The 19,073-nt window shown below is 61.0% G+C and carries 17 protein-coding genes and 1 tRNA gene; 6 read left to right on the forward strand and 12 right to left on the reverse strand.

Going from position 1 to position 19,073, the window contains the following annotated elements; genetic code table 11:
- Nucleotides 1–56: 56 nt before the first annotated feature.
- The gene (fahA, locus tag AADW22_RS14520; RefSeq protein ID WP_407473959.1) at nt 57–1,310 is read left to right on the forward strand and encodes a fumarylacetoacetase; all 1,254 of its coding nucleotides are present in this window, start codon (nt 57–59) and stop codon (nt 1,308–1,310) included.
- A gap of 301 nt (nt 1,311–1,611) precedes the next feature.
- On the forward strand, nt 1,612–3,279 hold the full coding sequence (locus AADW22_RS14525) for an ABC transporter substrate-binding protein (protein WP_132998176.1): 1,668 nt from the start codon (nt 1,612–1,614) through the stop codon (nt 3,277–3,279).
- A 76-nt stretch (nt 3,280–3,355) separates the two neighbouring features.
- Here the strand turns inward: AADW22_RS14525 and AADW22_RS14530 are convergent, their stop codons facing one another.
- The 5 genes from AADW22_RS14530 to hemE form a co-directional block, all read right to left on the reverse strand.
- The gene (locus tag AADW22_RS14530) at nt 3,356–4,672 is read right to left on the reverse strand and encodes a TRAP transporter large permease (protein ID WP_037941225.1); all 1,317 of its coding nucleotides are present in this window, start codon (nt 4,670–4,672) and stop codon (nt 3,356–3,358) included.
- A gap of 1 nt (nt 4,673) precedes the next feature.
- A complete protein-coding gene (locus AADW22_RS14535) occupies nt 4,674–5,255 on the reverse strand; it encodes a TRAP transporter small permease (protein ID WP_278424426.1) in 582 nt (193 codons plus the stop codon).
- A 95-nt stretch (nt 5,256–5,350) separates the two neighbouring features.
- Nucleotides 5,351–6,385, reverse strand: coding sequence for a TRAP transporter substrate-binding protein (locus tag AADW22_RS14540; RefSeq protein WP_037941222.1), 1,035 nt, complete (start codon nt 6,383–6,385; stop codon nt 5,351–5,353).
- Nucleotides 6,386–6,605: 220 nt separating this feature from the next.
- Nucleotides 6,606–6,682, reverse strand: a tRNA-Met gene (locus AADW22_RS14545).
- Nucleotides 6,683–6,744: 62 nt separating this feature from the next.
- Complete coding sequence (hemE, locus tag AADW22_RS14550) at nt 6,745–7,794, reverse strand: uroporphyrinogen decarboxylase (RefSeq protein WP_407473960.1); 1,050 nt, start codon at nt 7,792–7,794, stop codon at nt 6,745–6,747.
- 109 nt (nt 7,795–7,903) lie between these two features.
- Here hemE and hemC point away from each other — a divergent pair, with 109 nt between their 5' ends.
- Together hemC and AADW22_RS14560 are read left to right on the forward strand one after the other, a co-directional pair.
- Complete coding sequence (gene hemC, locus AADW22_RS14555; RefSeq protein WP_005850014.1) at nt 7,904–8,857, forward strand: hydroxymethylbilane synthase; 954 nt, start codon at nt 7,904–7,906, stop codon at nt 8,855–8,857.
- A 102-nt stretch (nt 8,858–8,959) separates the two neighbouring features.
- Nucleotides 8,960–9,526, forward strand: a complete 567-nt coding sequence (locus AADW22_RS14560) for a fasciclin domain-containing protein (protein WP_037941218.1) — start codon at nt 8,960–8,962, stop codon at nt 9,524–9,526.
- A gap of 107 nt (nt 9,527–9,633) precedes the next feature.
- On the opposite strand, the gene hemF is transcribed toward AADW22_RS14560, so the two are convergent.
- From hemF to clpS, 4 genes are read right to left on the reverse strand one after another with little or no spacing between them, the layout of a single operon-like run.
- A complete protein-coding gene (gene hemF / locus AADW22_RS14565) occupies nt 9,634–10,527 on the reverse strand; it encodes an oxygen-dependent coproporphyrinogen oxidase (RefSeq protein ID WP_184581405.1) in 894 nt (297 codons plus the stop codon).
- Nucleotides 10,528–10,554: 27 nt separating this feature from the next.
- Complete coding sequence (locus tag AADW22_RS14570) at nt 10,555–11,355, reverse strand: SDR family NAD(P)-dependent oxidoreductase (protein WP_005850022.1); 801 nt, start codon at nt 11,353–11,355, stop codon at nt 10,555–10,557.
- A gap of 29 nt (nt 11,356–11,384) precedes the next feature.
- A complete protein-coding gene (locus tag AADW22_RS14575) occupies nt 11,385–12,377 on the reverse strand; it encodes a class I SAM-dependent methyltransferase (RefSeq protein ID WP_237277732.1) in 993 nt (330 codons plus the stop codon).
- Between the two features lie 3 nt (nt 12,378–12,380).
- Nucleotides 12,381–12,722 (reverse strand): ATP-dependent Clp protease adapter ClpS, encoded by a 342-nt coding sequence (gene clpS / locus AADW22_RS14580; RefSeq protein ID WP_005850026.1) that lies wholly within the window; start codon nt 12,720–12,722, stop codon nt 12,381–12,383.
- Between the two features lie 90 nt (nt 12,723–12,812).
- Here clpS and AADW22_RS14585 point away from each other — a divergent pair, with 90 nt between their 5' ends.
- Nucleotides 12,813–13,505, forward strand: a complete 693-nt coding sequence (locus AADW22_RS14585) for an HAD family hydrolase (RefSeq protein WP_132998173.1) — start codon at nt 12,813–12,815, stop codon at nt 13,503–13,505.
- A 245-nt stretch (nt 13,506–13,750) separates the two neighbouring features.
- The gene (locus AADW22_RS14590) at nt 13,751–15,259 is read left to right on the forward strand and encodes a D-alanyl-D-alanine carboxypeptidase family protein (RefSeq protein ID WP_037941210.1); all 1,509 of its coding nucleotides are present in this window, start codon (nt 13,751–13,753) and stop codon (nt 15,257–15,259) included.
- 11 nt (nt 15,260–15,270) lie between these two features.
- On the opposite strand, the gene AADW22_RS14595 is transcribed toward AADW22_RS14590, so the two are convergent.
- Genes AADW22_RS14595 through AADW22_RS14605 form a run of 3 tightly spaced genes read right to left on the reverse strand, consistent with a single transcriptional unit; the run spans nt 15,271 to nt 19,066 of the window.
- Nucleotides 15,271–16,869 (reverse strand): ABC transporter ATP-binding protein, encoded by a 1,599-nt coding sequence (locus AADW22_RS14595; RefSeq protein ID WP_407473961.1) that lies wholly within the window; start codon nt 16,867–16,869, stop codon nt 15,271–15,273.
- On the reverse strand, nt 16,866–17,972 hold the full coding sequence (locus AADW22_RS14600; RefSeq protein WP_037941205.1) for an ABC transporter permease: 1,107 nt from the start codon (nt 17,970–17,972) through the stop codon (nt 16,866–16,868). The genes AADW22_RS14595 and AADW22_RS14600 overlap by 4 nt, the downstream gene beginning before the upstream one ends.
- 5 nt (nt 17,973–17,977) lie before the next feature.
- Nucleotides 17,978–19,066 carry a microcin C ABC transporter permease YejB gene (locus AADW22_RS14605; protein ID WP_005850034.1) on the reverse strand — a complete coding sequence of 363 codons (1,089 nt, stop codon included), beginning with the start codon at nt 19,064–19,066 and terminating at the stop codon, nt 17,978–17,980.
- Nucleotides 19,067–19,073: the final 7 nt, after the last annotated feature.

Genomic DNA, 19,073 nt, shown 5'->3' on the forward strand with positions numbered 1-19,073 from the left:
AAGCAGATTTTGCAAGGTAGCTTTCCCGCACCCGCAGCGACACGCAAGGAACACCGATGACATTGCTGACCTCTTGGGTTGAAAGCGCGAACAGCGCCGACACCGACTTCCCGCTCAACAACCTGCCGTACGGTGTGTTTTCCACCGACACGCTCGAACCGCGCTGCGGCGTGGCGATCGGGGATATGGTGCTCGACATGGCCGCGGTAGAGGCCGAAGACCTGATCCTGCTCCACTTCGATCCTGTCTTCGATGTGCCCTACTGGAATGACGTCATGGATCTGGGCCCCGACGCATGGGCCACCCTGCGCGACCGCCTGACCGACCTGCTGGCAACCGACAGCCCCGACCAAGCCAAGGTCGCCCCGCATCTTGTCCCCATGGCTGACATCCGCCTGCACATGCCGATTGTCGTCTCGGAATACACCGATTTCTACGCGGGCCGGCATCATGCCACCAACGTCGGCACGATGTTTCGGGGCGCGGAAAACGCGCTGCCCCCGAACTGGCTGCATATGCCCATCGGCTACAACGGTCGCGCCTCGACCGTTGTGGTCTCCGGCACCGACATCCGGCGGCCCAACGGGCAAATCAAACCGGCGGACGCCGAGACCCCGCATTTCGGCCCCAGCCAGCGCCTTGATATCGAGCTCGAGATGGGGGCCATCGTCGGCACCTCCACCGATATGGGCGACACCCCCAGCGTGGCCGAAGCGGACGAGATGATCTTTGGCTATGTGCTGCTGAATGATTGGTCCGCGCGCGACATTCAAGCGTGGGAGTATCAACCGCTCGGGCCGTTTCAGGCCAAGGCCTTCGCCACCAGCATCTCTCCGTGGATCGTGACGAAAGCGGCGCTTGAACCCTTCCGCGCCTCCACGCCCGAGCGCGAGGTTGATCTGCTGCCCTATCTGGCAGAGCCGAAACCGATGCTATATGACATTGACCTATCTGTGATCATTCAGCCCGATGGCGGCGCACAACAGGTCATCGCGCGCACCAATTACAACACGATGTATTATTCCGCCCCGCAGCAACTGGCGCATCACGCGGCGTCGGGCTGCGCGATGAACGCGGGCGATCTGCTCGGCTCCGGCACCATATCCGGCCCCGACAAAGATGCCCGCGGCAGCCTGCTCGAACTTAGCTGGGGCGGCGCGGAGCCGATCGCGCTGAACGATGGCACCACCCGCAGCTTTGTGCAGGACGGGGATACGATGATCCTGACCGGCCACGCTGCAGGCGACGGGTATCGCATCGGCTTCGGGGCCTGTGCCGGTACGATCCTCCCCGCGAAACCCACGCGATAACCGCCCTTCATTTTGCCAAACAAACTCCCGCCGGAGGTGCCCAACAGCGCGCCACGGGTCGCGCGTCTGATCCTGAACCGGATCGGGCGCGCATTGCGTTTGGCGCAAACTCCGGTGACCGCCGCTGCTGTGGGTTGACGCACCGCCGCGCAATGCTTGAAACTCTGTGATACATGCTAGTTACATTCCTAGCCAATAAACGCAGCAAAGCTGCATCACCGCAAAGCATCCAGCGCCTGTGCTTGTGCTTCGTATCCGCCGCCCGAACCACAGGGGCAGCACCCGACCAGAGAGGAAGATCATGACGTTCTTAACCCGTACCGGCACCCCCTTACCCGCCGCCATCCACGCCTCTGCCGAAGCTGCCAAACGCGATCCGGTCAACCGACGCGAGTTTCTGGCCCTCGCCAGCGCCTTTGGGGCCACGGCGACAACCGCCTATGCGATGATCGGCATGGCAGCGCCCGCACAAGCGGCTGCGCATAAATCCGGCGGCACCGTACGGATGCAGATGGAGGTCCGCGCGTTGAAAGATCCGCGCACCTACGACTGGTCGCAGATCGCCAACATCACCCGTGGCTGGCTTGAATATCTCGCGATCTGGGAGAACGACGGCACCTTCACCCCCGCATTGCTCGAAAGCTGGGAGATCAACGAAGACGCCACCGAATATGTGCTGAATGTGCGCAAAGGTGTCACGTGGAACGATGGCACGCCCTTCACCGCCAACGATGTGGCGCGCAACATCACGGGCTGGTGCGATAAATCGGTCGAGGGCAACTCGATGGCCGGGCGCTTTGCCACGCTGATCGACGAGGACTCCGGTCAGGCGATCGAAGGCGCGATCACCGTGGTGGATGACCATACGGTCAAGCTGTCGCTGCCCCGCCCCGACATCACCCTGATCCCCGGCATGGCCGATTACCCCGCCGCCATCGTCCCCGAAGGGTTTGATCCGGAAACCATGCTCGACAACCCTGTCGGCACCGGCGCCTACCTGCCTGAATCCGTCGAAGTCGGGATCAAGGCCGTGTTGGTCAAGAACCCCGACCACACGTGGTGGGGCACCGAGGTCTACGGCGGGCCCTATATCGACCGGCTGGAATACATCGACTACGGCACTGACCCTTCGGCCTTTGTCGCCGCCGCCGAAGCAGAAGAGATCGACGCCACCTATTCCATCGAGGGTGAATTCATCGACGTGTTCAGCACGCTGGACGGCTGGAACCAGAACGAAATCGCCACGGGTGCGACTATTGTGATCCGCCCCAACCAACTGGCCGAGGTGGATGGCAAGACACCCTATGCCGATGCGCGTGTCCGCCGGGCGCTGGCCATGGCGGTCGATAACGCCGTGCTGCTTGAACTGGGCTATGCCGGTCGCGGGCTGGTGGCCGAAAACCACCACGTCGGCCCGATGCACCCCGAATATGCCGAGCTCCCCCCGCGCGAGGCGGACCCCGAAGGTGCCCGCGCCCTGATGGAAGAGGCCGGCATGGCCGACTACGAGCACGAGCTGTTTTCCATCGACGATGCATGGCGCAAGGACACCACAGATGCGGTCGCCGCACAGTTGCGCGACGCTGGCATCAAGGTGAAACGCACGATCCTGCCGGGGTCGACCTTCTGGAACGACTGGACGAAATACCCCTTCTCTTCAACCAACTGGAACGCGCGTCCGCTGGGGGTGCAGATCTGGGCGCTGGCCTATCGCTCGGGCGAGGCATGGAACGAATTTGGCTGGTCCAACCCCGAATTCGACGCCCTCCTGACCGAGGCCCTCTCGGTCGCCGATGTCGAAAAACGTCGCGCTCTGATGGCCAAGGGCGAAGCGCTGATCCAGAACGAAGGCGTCACGATCCAGCCTTACTGGCGCTCGCTTTATAATCACACCCGCGACGGGCTGGTCGGGGCCGGACACCACATCGGCTTTGAATACCACCCTGCGCGGATGGCCTGGACGTCGTAAACACCCGTTTGCCATTCCCAAAACAAAAGGGCCGCGTCAGACGCGGCCCTTTTTCATGTCACATCGCTGTGCCCCGTCAGGGCAGCAGGAACAGCGTGATCGCGGGGAACATCACCAGAATGATCACCCGCACGATGTCGGAGCCGACAAAATACATCACGGCCTTATAGGTCTCTGTCATCGGGGTTTCACGGTCCATCGAGTTGATGATGAACAGGTTCATCCCCACCGGTGGCGTGATCAGACCGACCTCGACCACGATCAGCACAAGGATGCCGAACCAGATCGCCAGATGCTCTGTGCTCATCCCGAAATCCATCGCCGAGATGACGGGGAAAAAGATCGGCACGGTCAGCAGGATCATCGACAGGCTGTCCATCAGGCAGCCGAAAACGAGGTAGAAGACAAGGATCACGACCAACACGAACCACGGGCTATAGCCCTGCCCCACGACCCAGTCAGCCATGAATTGCGGCACGCCCGACAGGGCCAGAAAGCCGTTATAGAACCCTGCCCCCAGCACGATGAAAAAGATCATCCCCGTGGTTTTCGCCGTGCCCATCAGGCTTTCGCGCAAGACCGCCCAGTTCAGACTGCCCGCCAGCAACGCCGCCAGACCGGTGCCCGCAGCGCCCACAGCCGCGCCTTCGGTCGGGGTGAACCACCCCAGATAGATGCCACCCACGACGACGAAAAAGATCACCAGTACCGGCCATGTATTCGCCAGCGCCTTGAAGCGATCCCCCATGGGCACCGCAGGGCGCACGCCCGCCGATTTGGGGTTCAGACGTACGTAGATCGAGATCGTGATAACATAGCCGATGGCCGCCAGCACACCGGGCAGGAAGGCCGCCAGAAACAGCTTGGCGATATTCTGTTCTGTCAGGATCGCATAGATCACCAGAATGACCGACGGCGGGATCAGGATGCCCAATGTCCCCCCCGCGGCCAGTGTCGCCGTGGAAAACCCGCCGGAATAGCCATAGCGCCGCAGCTCGGGCAGCGCGACCTTCGACATGGTCGCCGCTGTCGCCAGCGAGCTGCCGCAAATCGCGCCAAAGCCCGCGCAGGCCCCCACGGCCGCCATCGCCACACCCCCGCGACGATGCCCCAGAAAGCTTTCTGCCGCTTTGAACAGGGCTTGGCTCATCCCCGATAGGGTCGCGAATTGGCCCATCAGCAGGAACATGGGAATGATGCTCAGCGAATAGCTGGAAAACGTCGTGTAGGTCTCGGACTTGAGCTTTGACAGCAGCGGCGTGGGGTTGCCCCCCATCGCCAGATACCAGCCGCCAAACCCGCACAGCAGCATCGCCAGCCCGATGGGGGCGCGCAAAAAGATCATCAGCAGCAGCACAGGAAAGGACCAGAAGCCCAGTTCTAGGTTGGTCATTTTAGTGGGCCCCTTGTTCGCTGGGAAGAATATCGGTGCCGCGGATCGCCTCTATCACGCGGATCACGGCGCAATAGACCGACACAACGCTGGCAATCACGCCGGACGCAAAGCTGGCGGCATAGGCCCACCACACCGGAAATTGCAGGAACAATGTCGTCTCGCCATTGCCAAGATAGCGTTGCATCCCCTCGTAGAGACGCCAGATGATCAGCATGATCACCGCGGCCAGAACGACCTCCCAAAAGGCCATGATCCAACGGTTCACCCGCGCCGGCAGGAAAGAGGTAAACACATCCACCGTGGCATGGGCGCCGTAATACTGGCAGATCGGCAGGAACGAGAAGATGGCGAAGGCGACCCCCGCCTCCAGCAATTCATAATTGCCGTTGATCTCGCCGATGCCCATGTCAATCAGCCCCTGCGACAGGCCGGTCAGCTTCTCCTGAAAAAAGGGGCTATGCAGCATCTTGTTGACCGTGCGCCCGATGATAGAGGCCGTGGTCATCAGCACCAGCGCCATCAGCACCAGCCCTCCGATCACGGCGGTAAAGCGGGCAAGAAAATATATCAGCCGACGCATGGTTCTCTCAATCTTGTCTAGGTATTTTGGGGTGTATCAAGCAATCAGGCCCGCGGCGCAGGAATGCACCGCGGGCCTGCTATCGTCGTCAGGGATTATTTGCCGTAGGCATCCATCAGTTCACGCGCCTCATTGATCAGCGCCTGACCGTCGATGCCCTTGCTGTCCATATCGGCAATCCAGCTGTCATAGATCGGCTGCGACGCATCGCGCCAGACCTGGGTCTCTTCTTCGTTCAGCTCGACAATGTTGTTGCCCAGATCAACCGCGACCTGACGCGCAGGGCCATCGGCATCCGCCTGCGTGCCCCCCGCAAAGACCGAGAATTCCAGACCGGAGTTTTCATCCAGAACCTTCTTCAGCTCATCCGACAATCCATCATAGCGGTCTTTGTTCATCGCCAGCACGAAGGTCAGCGTATAAAGTGCGGCACCGTCAAATTCGGTGTGGTTCTTCACCAGTTCCGGCACTTTCAACGATGGCGTCACTTCCCACGGGATCGTGGTGCCGTCGATCACGCCCTTGGACAGACCTTCGGGAATCGCCGGAACCGGCATGCCCACTGGCGTCGCGCCGGTAATCTCGAGCAGCTGGTTCACCAGACGCGACCCGCCGCGAATCTTCAGACCCTGCATATCGTCGGGCGACCGCACCTCGGTGTTGGTGTGCAGCATGCCGGGGCCGTGAACCCATGTGCCCAGAATATGTACGTCCTTGAACTCGGTGTCTTTCATGTGCTTTTCGAACATCTGCCAATAGGCAGAGCTCGCCGCGCGGGCGTCGGTGACCATAAAGGGCAGCTCGAACACTTCGGTCGTGGGATAGCGGCCGGGGGTATAGCCCACCACGGTCCAGACGATATCGGCCACACCGTCAATCGCCTGATCCATCAGCTCAGGTGGCTTCCCGCCAAGCTGCATGGAGGGGTAGCGTTCAATCTTGATCTTGTTGTCGCTGGCGGCTTCGACCTTATCGGCCCAGACATCCAGAATAAGTTTGGGCACATTGGCCTGTGGCGGCAGGAACTGGTGCATGCGCAGGGTAACCTCTTGCGCCATCGCGCCGGTCGCGCTCATGCCAACGGCAAGGGCCGCACCCGCGATCCCCATCAGGGTTCTTCTCATCATCATTCTAATCTCCCGTGTTCAGTCAAAACGGACCGCTCTGTTGCCGAGCAGTTCCGAGCCTTTAGCTGAGTGACACTCTGACACCAGCGACAGGGGATTATCAATCACCTCCGGTACAAGCAGATGAAAAACACGCAGCTCGGGAACACGACACACGACACACGACCGGCCATGCTGAACAACAGCTATCCTACAAAAGTCATATCTATGCGGGGGGGGGAGATGGTGGCGTTACCTGGATTTGAACCAGGGACCTAACGATTATGAGTCGTTCGCTCTAACCAACTGAGCTATAACGCCATCGGCGCTCCGAGTATGACAGGCTTCGGCCCCCGTCAAGAGCCAAAGCCAATCTTATTTGATTATTCGCCCTCGCGCACCGTATCAATCATGCGCTGCACATTGTCAGGGTCGGCATCCGGCGTGATCCCGTGGCCTAGGTTAAAGATATGCGGGCCCTTGGAAAAGGCTTTGACGATCTGCCGCGTCTCATCTACCAGCGCCTGCCCGCCGGTGACCATATGGGTCGATGCAAGGTTGCCCTGCACGCAACCGTCCACCTGCACATGTTTGGCCGCCCAATCCGCCGAGACGGAATTATCCAGCGCCACACAATCCACCCCCGTCGCCTTGGCGAACCCGATGTATTTATCGCCGGCCTCGCGCGGGAAACCGATGATCGGAATACCGGGGTGGCGCTTCTTCAGCTCTTGCGTGATCTCGCGTGCAGGGGCCAGCGCGTATTTCTCGAAAGCATCGCCCGGCAGCGACCCCGCCCAACTGTCAAAGATCTTCATCACCTCGGCACCTGCGTCAATTTGCGCAGACATATATTCGATGGTTGCCTTGGTAATCAGGTCCAACAGCTTCTCGAACAGGGCGTTATCCTGGGTGCGCAGCAGATGCGCAGGCCCCTGATCCTTGGTCCCCTGCCCCGCGATCATATAGGTCGCCACAGTCCAGGGCGCACCGGCAAAGCCGATCAACGTCGTCTCGCGCGGCAGTTCACCGGCAAGGTTGCGCACCGTCTGATAGATCGGGTTCAACGTCTCGTGGATATCGCCCACGGGCCGCAGCTGGTCAAAATCCGCCTGTGTGGTGACCGTGGACAGGCGCGGCCCTTCGCCGGTGACGAACCACAGATCAGCGCCAAGTGCCTGCGGTACAAGCAAAATATCCGCAAAGAGGATCGCCGCATCAAACCCGTAACGACGGATCGGCTGCAAGGTGACCTCGGTCGCCAGCTCGGGGTTGTAGCACAAAGACAGGAAATCCCCCGCCTTCGCCCGCGTCGCCTTATACTCGGGCAGATAGCGTCCGGCCTGCCGCATCATCCAGATCGGCGGCACCGGCAGCGTCTCTCCGGCCAATGAACGCAGAATGGTTTTGCTTTGCGTGTCGGTCTGCGGCATCGGGGATTCCTACTCTTCAATGGTTTTGTCTTAGGTCAAGATGTAGCGCCGCGATGTCAAGGCAATGGCACCGCTTGTCAGATCAAATCCACACCCCTAAAGAAGAGCCATGACTGTGAACCTGCCCACCCCCGAAAACCCCATGCGCATCGGCACCCGCGGCTCGCCTCTGGCGATGGCCCAGGCCTATGAAACCCGCGCCCGTCTGGCCGCCGCGTTTGAAATTCCACAGGCGGCGTTTGAAATCGTCGTGATCAAAGTCACCGGCGATGTCATTCAGGATCGCCCGCTCAAGGACATCGGCGGCAAGGGTCTGTTCACCCGCGAAATCGAAGAAGACCTGCTGGCGGGCAAAATCGACATCGCTGTGCATTCGATGAAAGACATGCCCACGATCCAGCCGGGGGGCCTGCTGCTTGATACCTACCTGCCGCGCGAAGACCCGCGCGACGCCTTTGTCGCGCCCACCCTTTCGGCGCTGGACCAACTGGCCGAAGGCGCGGTTGTCGGCACCTCCAGCCTGCGCCGCCGTGCGCAGCTGCTGCACCAGCGTCCCGACCTGCAGGTCGTCGAATTCCGCGGCAATGTGCAGACGCGGCTGAAAAAGCTCGCCGATGGTGTGGCCGAATGTACCTTCCTCGCCGTGGCCGGTCTGAACCGTTTGGGCATGCAACACGTCCCCGCCACGCCGATCGACGACACGCTGATGCTGCCCGCGGTCGCGCAAGGGGCCATTGGCATCGAACGCCGCGCCGGAGACCTTGATACCGAAGCCATGCTCGCCGCGATCCACGACACCCCCACGGGCCAACGTCTGGCCGCCGAACGCGCCTTTCTGCTCACGCTTGACGGATCCTGCGAGACACCGATTGCGGGACTGGCCACGCTGGACGGCGACACGCTCCACCTGCGCGGCCAGGTCCTGCGCCCCGACGGGTCAGAGGCGATTGCCGGCGACCGCAGCGGCCCTATTGCGCAAGGCGGTCAGATGGGCGTCGACCTGGCGCAAGATCTGCTGGCCCAGGCAGGCCCCGGCTTCTTCGATTGGCACGTCAAAGGATAACATCCAAAATAAATTCGCGCTCTGTTTGAAACTAAGCGCAGCATGGCCCCGTTGCTTCGGCATGATCAACAAATGATCACGATATAAACCGAGGAGAACACCATGACTTTCGCTAAAAAGATGATGACCGCAACCGCAGCCCTGGCCCTGACTGCCGGTGCGGCTTTCGCCGACGAGATGAAGAACCCCATGGTCGGTGGTGCTGAAATGTTCGCCGACAAGAACATCGTTGAAAACGCCGTGAACTCTGCCGACCACACCACATTGGTTGCCGCTGTGAAAGCTGCCGGTCTGGTTGATACCCTCGCAGGCGAAGGCCCCTTCACCGTGTTCGCCCCCACCAACGCCGGTTTCGACCGTCTTGAGCCAGGCACCGTCGAAATGCTGGTCAAGCCAGAGAACAAAGAGCGTCTGACCGAAATCCTGACCTGCCACGTGGTCGGCAAGGCCGTGATGTCCGACGCGCTGCAAGGCATGATCAAGGACGACGGCGGTGAGCACCCCGTGCCGACACTGGGCGGCTGCACGCTGCAAGCCTCCTACGCCGATGATGGCCGCATGAAGCTGGTGGATGAAAACGGCAACGCCGCCTTCGTAGAGATCGCGGACGTCAAACAGTCCAACGGTGTGATCCACGTTATCAACGGCGTGATGCTGCCAAAGCAATAAGCTGATACCGGTTTAGACGAAAAGGCCCCCGACCTGCATGGTCGGGGGCCTTTTTCATTCCAAATGGCAGCTATCCCGGGGGAGCCCGCAGGGCGGGGGCTGGCCCCCTAGATCCACTTCGCCAAAGGCGGCAGGCTCATGAGAACCGCATTGGCGTCATGGCCGGTTTCCAGCCCGAATTTCGTACCGCGGTCATAGACAAGGTTATATTCCGCATAAAGCCCGCGATGCACCAACTGCGCTTCTTTGTCTGCCTCTGACCAGTCTTGCGTGATCCGCTTTTGCACCAGCGGCAGATAGGCGGGCAGGAAGGCGCGGCCGATATCCTGTGTCAGGGCAAAATCCGCCTCCCAATCGCCTGTCGCGTGATCATCCATAAAGATACCGCCGACCCCGCGCGCGCGGTGACGGTGCGGGATATAGAAATATTCATCCGCCCAGGCCTTCAGCCGCGGGTACAGATCGCCGCCATGAGGGTCCAGATGCGCCTTTTGCACTGCATGGAAATGCGCGGTGTCTTCGTCATATTCGATGCAGGGGTTCAAATCGGACCCGCCCCCGAACCAGCTGGCATGAGGGGTCCAGAACATGCGGGTGTTCATATGGACCGCCGGGGCATGCGGGTTCTGCATATGCGCGACCAGACTGATGCCCGACGCCCAGAACCGCGGGTCTTCGGCCATGCCGGGGATGCCCTTACGCGCCGCCATCGCGACCTGCGCGCGCTCTCCCAGGGTGCCGAACACCGTAGAGACGTTGACGCCGACCTTTTCGAACACACGCCCGCCGCGCATCACGCTCATCAGACCGCCGCCCGCGTCACTGCCGTCGTCGCTGCTGCGTTTGGTCGGGGTCACCTCGAACGTGCCGGGCGCGGCATCAGACAGCGGGCCCTCGGCGTGGTCACGCTCCAGCGTCTCGAATGCCTCCACGATCTGGTCGCGCAGGCTGCGGAACCACTCAGCGGCGCGGGTCTTCTCCGCCTCGAAATCAACGGTCATGCGCAAAGCCTTTCGTTACTGCGTATTCTAGTGTGCCGGCGCGTCCACGGCGTCCAGCAAGGACCGCCCCCCGTCCACAACGATCACTTCGCCTGTCAGGAAGCTGGAGCTGTCGGCGGCAAGATACTGGATCGTGTCGGCCAGCTCTGACGGCGAAGCGATGCGCCCCAGAGGCGTGTGGTTGCGGATGTCGTCGCGCCACTCGCGGTTCTCGGCGCAAGACGCTTTCAGCGACCCGCTCATCACCGACCCGAAAGCCACAGCGTTCACCCGGATGCGATGCGGGGCCAGCGTCAGCGCCATCGACCGTGTCATCTGCTCAAGCGCGGCCGCCGCCATGGAATAGGCCATCAACTCGGGCCGCGTGTGCCGCGAGGTGGTCGAGCTGAGGTTGACGATGCTGCCCACGCTGCCGTCTTCCTTGCCCTCGGACTGTTTGATCATGCGTTTGGCGACCTGCTGCGTCAGCTGCATCGCGGTCATCACGTTTTCCTGCCACAGGGTTTCAACGCTGGTATCATCACTGTCCAGCGCATCCGTCGGCAGGAACTGCCGCGAGGCATTGACCAACACGTCGACCTCGTCGAAAGCGTCAATGGTGGCAGAGACGAGGTTCGCAATCGTCAACCGTTGCCGCAGATCGCCCGCGAAAAAGCGGATGTTGCCGTCGTCCTTGGCATCGCCCAGCTGTTCGACCAGCGCTTTCTCGTCGATGTCGGCACACATCACATTTGCGCCCTTGTCGGCGAATTGCCGGGCAATCGCCAAACCGATGCCGTTCGCGGCCCCGGTGACGATGACGCTTTTGCCAGAGATTGAGAATGACATAAATCGTTCCTTAATCAGGCGCGGCCCGCCTATCGGCGTTTGCGCAAAGGCCGTGCCGCGTGAAACAGTTTGAACCGCGCATCGCCGCCGATTTCCTCGACATGGGCGAAACGGGTTTTCAGCTCTGCCTCATAGGGCAGATGACGGTTCGCGACCATCCACAGCTTGCCTTGCGGCGACAGGATGCGTGCTGCCGTGGCAACAAACGCCTGCCCGATCTGCGGTTCAGCCGCGCGACCGATGTGGAAGGGCGGGTTCATGATCACGCTGTCCATGCGGTGGGGCGGCTCCCAGCTTGTGGCATCCTCCCATGCAAAGGACGCGCGATCATCGGTGACATTGCGGCGCGCACATTCCAGCGCCATATGTCCCGCTTCAACAAGATAAAGGGTCTTGATGTCAGGCCGTGTCAGCGCGTGGGCCGACAAAAAGCCCCAACCGGCCCCCAGATCGGCAACCTCGGACCCGAGCTTCTCGGGCAAGGCATCCACCAGCAGTGCCGAGGCCAGATCGACACCATCGGCGGAAAAGACCCCCGGCGCGGTCCAGAACCCGCCTTCGGTCAGCTCCGGCCCCTGACGCCAGTCGGAAAAGAACTCCGCCGCCGGTTCCGAGATCCAGAACATCTTGCCGTGAGCCTTCGAGATCGGGCCCTGCACGGTCACACGGTCGCGCATCTCGCGCAGGACACTATCGGCACCGTCGGTCTTTTGCCCGTCGATCACAACGATCCCGTCGCATACCTCGCAGGCGGCGGCGATCACGGCGCGGGCTTCGGCCTTGGCGCGTGGCAGGCAGACGATACAGGCCGCATAGCGGTCCTTGATGGTGCGCACGACATCATAGCCGCGCGCGGCCCATGCGTCATAATCCGGTTTGAAATCATGGATAATCTGCACGCGGTCTTTGTCCAGACCTGGCAAATCACTGTCACGGGGGGGCTGAAAGACGGCAATCGTCCCTTCAGCTGGCAACTCAAGACCACCGCCGTCAAGCGCCAGTTGCAGACGTGCATCAATCACGTGTTATTCTTCTTTTTCCATGGTGCATTGCAGCGGATGCTGGTGACGCCGGGCGAAATCCATCACCTGCGCGACTTTGGTTTCCGCGATCTCGTGGCTGAACACGCCCACGACCGCCAGCCCTTTTTTATGCACGGTCAACATGATCTCGAAGGCTTGGGCATGGTTCAGCCCGAAGAAGCGTTCAAGCACGATCACCACAAATTCCATCGGGGTGAAATCGTCGTTCAACAGCATCACCTTGTACAAAGGCGGCCGCTTGGTCTTTGGTTTGGTCTTGGTCAACAGATCGGTTTCGTCGTCGTCCCGGTCTTTGCCCGCCATCATAAGATCATCAAGGCGCATTGCTGCTCCTGCCTGAGAAGTCGTTTCAAGTGAGTCGTGTAGGCGTCTATATAACCTTAAAGCAGAATTAGAAAAGAGGGCGCGCCAAAGATGGGCAATCCGCTAACGACCATCGGTTTTGATGCCGATGACACTTTATGGCACAACGAACGCTTCTTTGCTTTGACACAGGTCAAATTCGCGGAACTTCTTGCCGATTACACCGACCGCGACAGCCTGATGGACCGGCTGCTTGAGGCAGAGCGGCGCAACATCCCCCACTACGGCTTTGGCATCAAGGGGTTCACCCTCTCGATGATCGAAACCGCGATAGAGATCACCGAGGGCCGCGTGCCGGCCGATGTCATCTCCGAACTACTGGCGGCGGGGCGGGATATGCTGGCCCATCCAGTCGAACTGCTACCCGATGTGCGCGAAACCCTCGAAACCCTGCAAGACGACTATCGGCTGGTGCTGGTGACCAAGGGCGATCTGCTGGATCAGGAACGCAAGCTCGCTGAATCCGGGCTGCGTGATATGTTCACCGCGATTGAAATCGTGTCGGACAAGACCCCGCAAACCTACCAGCGCATCTTTGATACCCACGGCGACGGCCCGGCCCGCGGCATGATGATCGGGAACTCCATGAAATCGGACGTGGTGCCGATGATCCACGCGGGCGGGCATGGCGTCTATATTCCCCACGGCGTCACCTGGGCGCTGGAGCACGCTCCCGCCCCGAGTGATTCGCCCCGCTTCCACCAGATCACGCGCCTGTCCGAAGTGGCAGAATTGCTGCCCTGATCGCTGCTGTATTCTCGCCTTACCTTCGCTGCGTTGCCGCCCAACTCTCGCCACATTCCCGCCACAATCGCCCCTATAGTGGCGGAGTTTTGGGCACACGCTAAATGTGCTGCGCGGAAATCGCCGCTTTTCCGGGCTGCACCACATCGAACGCCTTTATCGAAAACACGTCCTATGGTAACCTTACCTTAATAATAATGGTCAGTTGAAAAATCGACGGCCGAGGCAGAGCAAAGGCAGTTATGATGAGAGTGCGGCGTGTGCAGCCAGCCCGGTATGGGCTATTTATTCTTGCGGCTATATGGATCTTGCTGATCCTGCCGCTCAGCGCAATGGCGGCCCCCTATGCCGCCTATGTGATCGACGCCCGAACCGGCGAAGTGTTGCACTCCCGAAACGCGGATACCCGTCTGCACCCGGCCTCCCTCACCAAAATGATGACACTTTATATCGCATTCGAGGCGATTAAACGCGGTGAGATCTCGCTCGACAGCAAGGTCAAGATCACCAGCCACGCGGCGTCCGAACCGCCCAGCAAATTGGGGCTGAAATCGGGCCAGACCATCGCCCTGCGCTACCTGATCCGCGCCGCGGCCGTCAAATCTGCCAACGACGCCGCCACCGCCATCGGGGAAGCCATCGAAGGGTCCGAAGCCAAGTTCGCCCGCCGCATGAACCGCACCGCCAAGGCGCTTGGCATGACCAACACCACCTTCAAGAACGCCCACGGCCTGACCGAATCCGGCCACATGTCGACCGCGCATGACATGACCATCATGGGCCGCCACCTGCTGTATGATCACCCCGAATACTACAACCTGTTCTCGCGCATCACTGCCGATGCGGGCGTGCGCAAGGTCAGCCACACCAACCGCCGCTTCCTGTCGTCCTACAAAGGTGCCGACGGGATCAAGACCGGCTACACCCGCGCCGCTGGCTTCAACCTCACCGCCTCGGCCGAACGGGGCAATGAACGCATTATCGTGACCGTCTTCGGCGGCACCTCAACCAGCGCACGGAACGCCAAAGTGGCCGAGCTGATGGATCTGGGCTTCCGCCGCGCCCCCTCCAGCGCGCCGCTGAAAAAACCCTCCAAACCCGCTTATGCCGATGTCGAAGATACGCCCGTCGCATCCGACGGGGCTGCGGGCAAGGTCATCCGCCTTGTGGGGGCCGTCACCACCTCCAAACGTCCCACATTGCGTCCGGGCCACCAGCCTCAGGTCGTGGTCGCCACCGCAGAGGTGCCCCAAGCGACCTCGCCGATCCTGAACTCAGACATCACCGCCGCGCTGAAAGAGGCGCAGAAAACCGCGCCGCCCGTCGTGGCAGAGGCCCCTGCCCCGACACCGGAACCCGCAGCAGAGGCGGAAACCCTGCTCGCCTCGGTCTCGGTCCGGCCCACGCTGCGCCCCTCGGCTGCCGCATCGCTGGTTGAAACCGCCGCGGTCAAACAGGTCACACCCAAAGCGCCCCCCGCCCCCGAGGTCATCACCCGCGTGTCGACATCCGGCGGGCGTCACTGGGGCGTGAATGTGGGCCGCTACCCCAGCCGCTATGCCGCCGAGAAAGTGTTGCTGAAAACCGCATTGTCCGAAATCTCGACCCTCGACGGCAGCCTGCGCAAAGTCGTGCGTCGCCCGCAAGGGTTCGACGCCAACTTCCTTGGCATGACCCGCGAGACAGCCGATCTGGCCTGTCGCCGTCTGGTCGCCCGCAATGTGAACTGCTTTATGATCGGGCCAAGCTCTTAAGCTTGGCCTGCTCAGGTCGTCGCCTGTAGCAAGGTGCGCGTATAGTCTGACTGCGGATTGTCATACAGCGTATCGACATCGCCATATTCGACCACATCCCCCCGCTTCATCACCATCACCTTATGCGACATCGCGCGCACGACCTTCAGGTCGTGGCTGATGAACAGATAGGCCAGCCCGTATTTGCGCTGCAGATTGCGCAGCAGGTCCACGATCTGCACCTGCACGGTCATATCCAGCGCCGAGGTCGGCTCGTCCAGCACCAGCAGCTTGGGCCGCAGCACCATCGCCCGCGCAATCGCGATCCGCTGACGTTGCCCGCCGGAAAATTCGTGCGGATAGCGGTCCATCGTGGCCGGGTCCAAGCCCACCTCGATCATCACATCGCGTACCAGTTCGCGCGGATTGCGGTCGGGGTCCACCTTATGCACGCTCAGCCCTTCGGCGATGATCTGCATACAGGTCATCCGCGGCGACAGGCTGCCGAACGGATCCTGAAACACGATCTGCATATCCTTGCGCAACCGCCGCAACTGCCGCGTGGACCAACTGCGCACGTCCTGCCCCATAAAGCTGATCCCGCCTTCAGAGGAGATCAACCGCATAATCGCCAACGCCAGCGTCGTCTTGCCCGACCCGGATTCACCCACGATACCCAGGGTTTCCCCCGCGCGCACCGACAGCGACGCGTCGTTTACCGCCTTCACGTGATCCACCGTCTTGCGCATGAACCCCTTCTGGATCGGGAACCAGACCTTCAGATGATCGGTGCTGGCGATCACGTCGGCATCGGGAGCAACCGGGTCCGGTCGGCCCGACGGCTCCGCCCCCAAAAGCTTGATCGTATAGGGGTGCTGCGGGTTGTCAAAAATCTCCTGCGTGGGGCCGTGTTCGACAATCTCGCCCTGTTTCATCACGCAGACGCGGTCGGCAATGCGGCGCACGATGCCCAGATCATGGGTGATGAACAGCAGGCCCATGCCTTCGCTGTCTTTCAGCTCTTTCAGCAAGTCCAGTATCTGCGCCTGAATGGTCACGTCCAAGGCCGTGGTCGGCTCATCCGCGATCAGCACATCGGGCTTGTTGGCCAACGCCATCGCGATCATCACACGTTGCCGTTGCCCACCCGACAGCTGATGCGGGTAGGCACCCAACCGGCTCTGTGCATCCACGATCCCGACCTTGTCCAGCAGTTCAAGGATACGCGCCCGCGCCTCGGCCCCTGCTACGCCCTGATGCAGCGCCAGCGATTCCGCCAGCTGCTTTTCGATCGTATGCAGCGGGTTCAGCGAGGTCATCGGCTCTTGAAAGATAAAGCTGATGTCATTGCCACGCACCTTGCGCAGCAGCTTGTCGCTCGCCCCGACCATCTGCTGCCCGTCATACAGCACCGATCCCGACACCTCGGCACTGTCGCCTAACAGCGATACGGTGCTCAGCGCCGATACGGATTTACCCGAGCCGGACTCCCCCACCAGCGCCACGGTCTCCCCGCGCTGCACGGCAAAGCTCACGCCCTTGACCGCATGGGTCAACGCGCCTTCCTGACGGAAGGAGACGCGCAGGTCATCCACTTGCAGCACCGCGGCGTTCTGGGTCGAAGGCGTCATGAGAACGTCTTTCTCGGGTCAAAGGCGTCGCGGATCCCTTCAAAGATAAAGATCAGCAGCGACAGCATGATGGCAAAGGTGAAGAATGCGGTGAACGCCAGCCAGGGCGCTTGCAGGTTCTGCTTGGCTTGCAACGTCAGCTCGCCCAGGGACGGGGCCGACGACGGCAGGCCGAAGCCCAGAAAATCAAGGATCGCAAGCGTGCTGATCGTGCCGGTGATGATAAACGGCAGCATCGTCAGCATCGCGACCATCGCATTGGGCAGCATGTGGCGGAACATGATCGTCATATTTCCCACCCCAAGCGCGCGCGCCGCACGCACATATTCAAGGTTCCGCGCGCGCAGGAATTCGGCCCGCACCACACCCACCAGCGATGTCCAACTGAACAGCACCAGCAAGAACACCAGTAGCCAGAAACTGCGCCCCAGAATGGCGAACATGATGATGATCACATAAAGCGACGGGGTCGAGGTCCAGATCTCGATCACGCGCTGGAAGATCAGATCCGTCCAGCCGCCAAAGAACCCCTGCACCGCCCCTGCGATGATCCCGATCAACGATGCGGCGCCCGTCACAATCAGGGTAAAGATGATCGACAGCCGGAAGCCATGAATGACCCGCGCCAGCACGTCACGTTTGGTGCCATCGGTGCCCAGCAGGTTCTGCCCGTTCGGCGGCAGCGGGGCCGCGCCGGGCCGGTCCACGGCGGTGTCAAAGCTATAGGGGATGGGGGGCCAGATCGACCAGCCCGCCGAAATCGCCTCGCCCGCGACCTCGCCATCCTGCGCGTCCTCGATAATCCCCTCGGGGTCGTCCAGACAGTCGATCAACCCGCCCGAGGCGATCAGACATTGCACTTCGGGGTCGCGGTACACCGCTTCGGTCAGGAAATCACCGCCGAATTCGGTCTCCGGGTAGAACTTGAAGATCGGCATGTAATAGTCGCCGCGATAGTTCACGAGGATCGGTTTGTCGTTGGCCACGAATTCGGCGAACAGCGAGATGCCAAACAGGATCGCGAAAATCCAAAGGCTCCAATAGGCGCGGCGGTTACGGGTAAAGTTACGCCAGCGGCGTTGGTTCAGCGGGGATAGCGCCATCGGGTTCAGCCCTCGCGTTTTTCAAAGTCGATGCGCGGGTCGACGACCACATACATCAGGTCAGACAGGATACCGACCAGCAGACCGATAAGGCCAAAGATGAACAGCGTCCCGAAGACGATCGGATAATCCCGCGCAACCGCCGCCTCGAACCCCAGACGGCCCAGCCCATCAAGGCTAAAGATCGTCTCGATGATCAGCGAGCCGCCAAAGAACACGCCGATAAACACCGCTGGAAAGCCCGCGATCACGATCAGCATCGCGTTACGGAATACGTGGCCGTACAACACCTTACGCTCCGACAGACCCTTGGCCCGCGCCGTGACGACATATTGCTTCTTGATCTCGTCCAGAAAGCTGTTCTTGGTCAGCAAGGTCAGCGTCGCAAAGGCCGAGATGGTCGAGGCCAGCACCGGCAGCGTGATGTGCCAGAAGTAATCCGCGACCTTGCCCAAGGGGCTCAGCTGGTCAAAATTATCCGAGGTGAGCCCCCGCAGCGGGAATATCTGCCAGTAGGACCCGCCCGCGAACAGCACCAGCAGCAGGATCGCGAACAGAAAGCCCGGGATCGCATAGGCGGCGATAATCGCGCCCGATGTCCATGTATCAAAGGCCGTGCCGTCCTTGACCGCCTTGCGGATGCCAAGGGGGATCGACACCAGATAGGCAATCAACGTCGACCACAGCCCCAGCGTGATCGACACGGGCAGCTTTTCCTTGATCAACTCGATCACGCTGATCGACCGGAAATAGCTGTCGCCGAAATCGAACCGCATGTAATTCCACAGCATGTTCACGAACCGCTCTACCGGCGGTTTGTCAAAGCCGAACTCTTTCTCAAGCTCGGCGATGAATTCGGGCGGCAGGCCCCGTGCGCCAACGTAATTCTCGTTGCCGCCGGTATCTGCGGCATTCCCCGCATCCGATCCCCCGCCAGAGAACCCTTCGAACACGTCACCACCGCCCTGAATACGCGCGATCGCCTGCTCAACAGGGCCACCCGGCACAAACTGCACCAGTGCAAAGTTGATCAGCATGATCCCAAGCAACGTCGGTATGATCAGCAACAGCCGTCGAAGAATATATGCGCCCATGGCCGGC

Source organism: Sulfitobacter sp. PM12 (genome assembly GCF_045586035.1).
Taxonomy (GTDB): Bacteria; Pseudomonadota; Alphaproteobacteria; order Rhodobacterales; family Rhodobacteraceae; genus Sulfitobacter; species Sulfitobacter pontiacus.

Excerpts from the sequence above, each read along its gene's own strand:
- fahA (WP_407473959.1), top strand. The coding sequence starts at position 57 with ATGACATTGCTGACCTCTTGGGTTGAAAGCGCGAACAGCGCCGACACC.
- AADW22_RS14525 (WP_132998176.1), top strand. The coding sequence starts at position 1,612 with ATGACGTTCTTAACCCGTACCGGCACCCCCTTACCCGCCGCCATCCAC.
- AADW22_RS14530 (WP_037941225.1), bottom strand. The coding sequence starts at position 4,672 with ATGACCAACCTAGAACTGGGCTTCTGGTCCTTTCCTGTGCTGCTGCTG.
- AADW22_RS14535 (WP_278424426.1), bottom strand. The coding sequence starts at position 5,255 with ATGCGTCGGCTGATATATTTTCTTGCCCGCTTTACCGCCGTGATCGGA.
- AADW22_RS14540 (WP_037941222.1), bottom strand. The coding sequence starts at position 6,385 with ATGATGATGAGAAGAACCCTGATGGGGATCGCGGGTGCGGCCCTTGCC.
- hemE (WP_407473960.1), bottom strand. The coding sequence starts at position 7,794 with ATGCCGCAGACCGACACGCAAAGCAAAACCATTCTGCGTTCATTGGCC.
- hemC (WP_005850014.1), top strand. The coding sequence starts at position 7,904 with ATGACTGTGAACCTGCCCACCCCCGAAAACCCCATGCGCATCGGCACC.
- AADW22_RS14560 (WP_037941218.1), top strand. The coding sequence starts at position 8,960 with ATGACTTTCGCTAAAAAGATGATGACCGCAACCGCAGCCCTGGCCCTG.
- hemF (WP_184581405.1), bottom strand. The coding sequence starts at position 10,527 with ATGACCGTTGATTTCGAGGCGGAGAAGACCCGCGCCGCTGAGTGGTTC.
- AADW22_RS14570 (WP_005850022.1), bottom strand. The coding sequence starts at position 11,355 with ATGTCATTCTCAATCTCTGGCAAAAGCGTCATCGTCACCGGGGCCGCG.
- clpS (WP_005850026.1), bottom strand. The coding sequence starts at position 12,722 with ATGCGCCTTGATGATCTTATGATGGCGGGCAAAGACCGGGACGACGAC.
- AADW22_RS14585 (WP_132998173.1), top strand. The coding sequence starts at position 12,813 with ATGGGCAATCCGCTAACGACCATCGGTTTTGATGCCGATGACACTTTA.
- AADW22_RS14590 (WP_037941210.1), top strand. The coding sequence starts at position 13,751 with ATGAGAGTGCGGCGTGTGCAGCCAGCCCGGTATGGGCTATTTATTCTT.
- AADW22_RS14595 (WP_407473961.1), bottom strand. The coding sequence starts at position 16,869 with ATGACGCCTTCGACCCAGAACGCCGCGGTGCTGCAAGTGGATGACCTG.
- AADW22_RS14600 (WP_037941205.1), bottom strand. The coding sequence starts at position 17,972 with ATGGCGCTATCCCCGCTGAACCAACGCCGCTGGCGTAACTTTACCCGT.
- AADW22_RS14605 (WP_005850034.1), bottom strand. The coding sequence starts at position 19,066 with ATGGGCGCATATATTCTTCGACGGCTGTTGCTGATCATACCGACGTTG.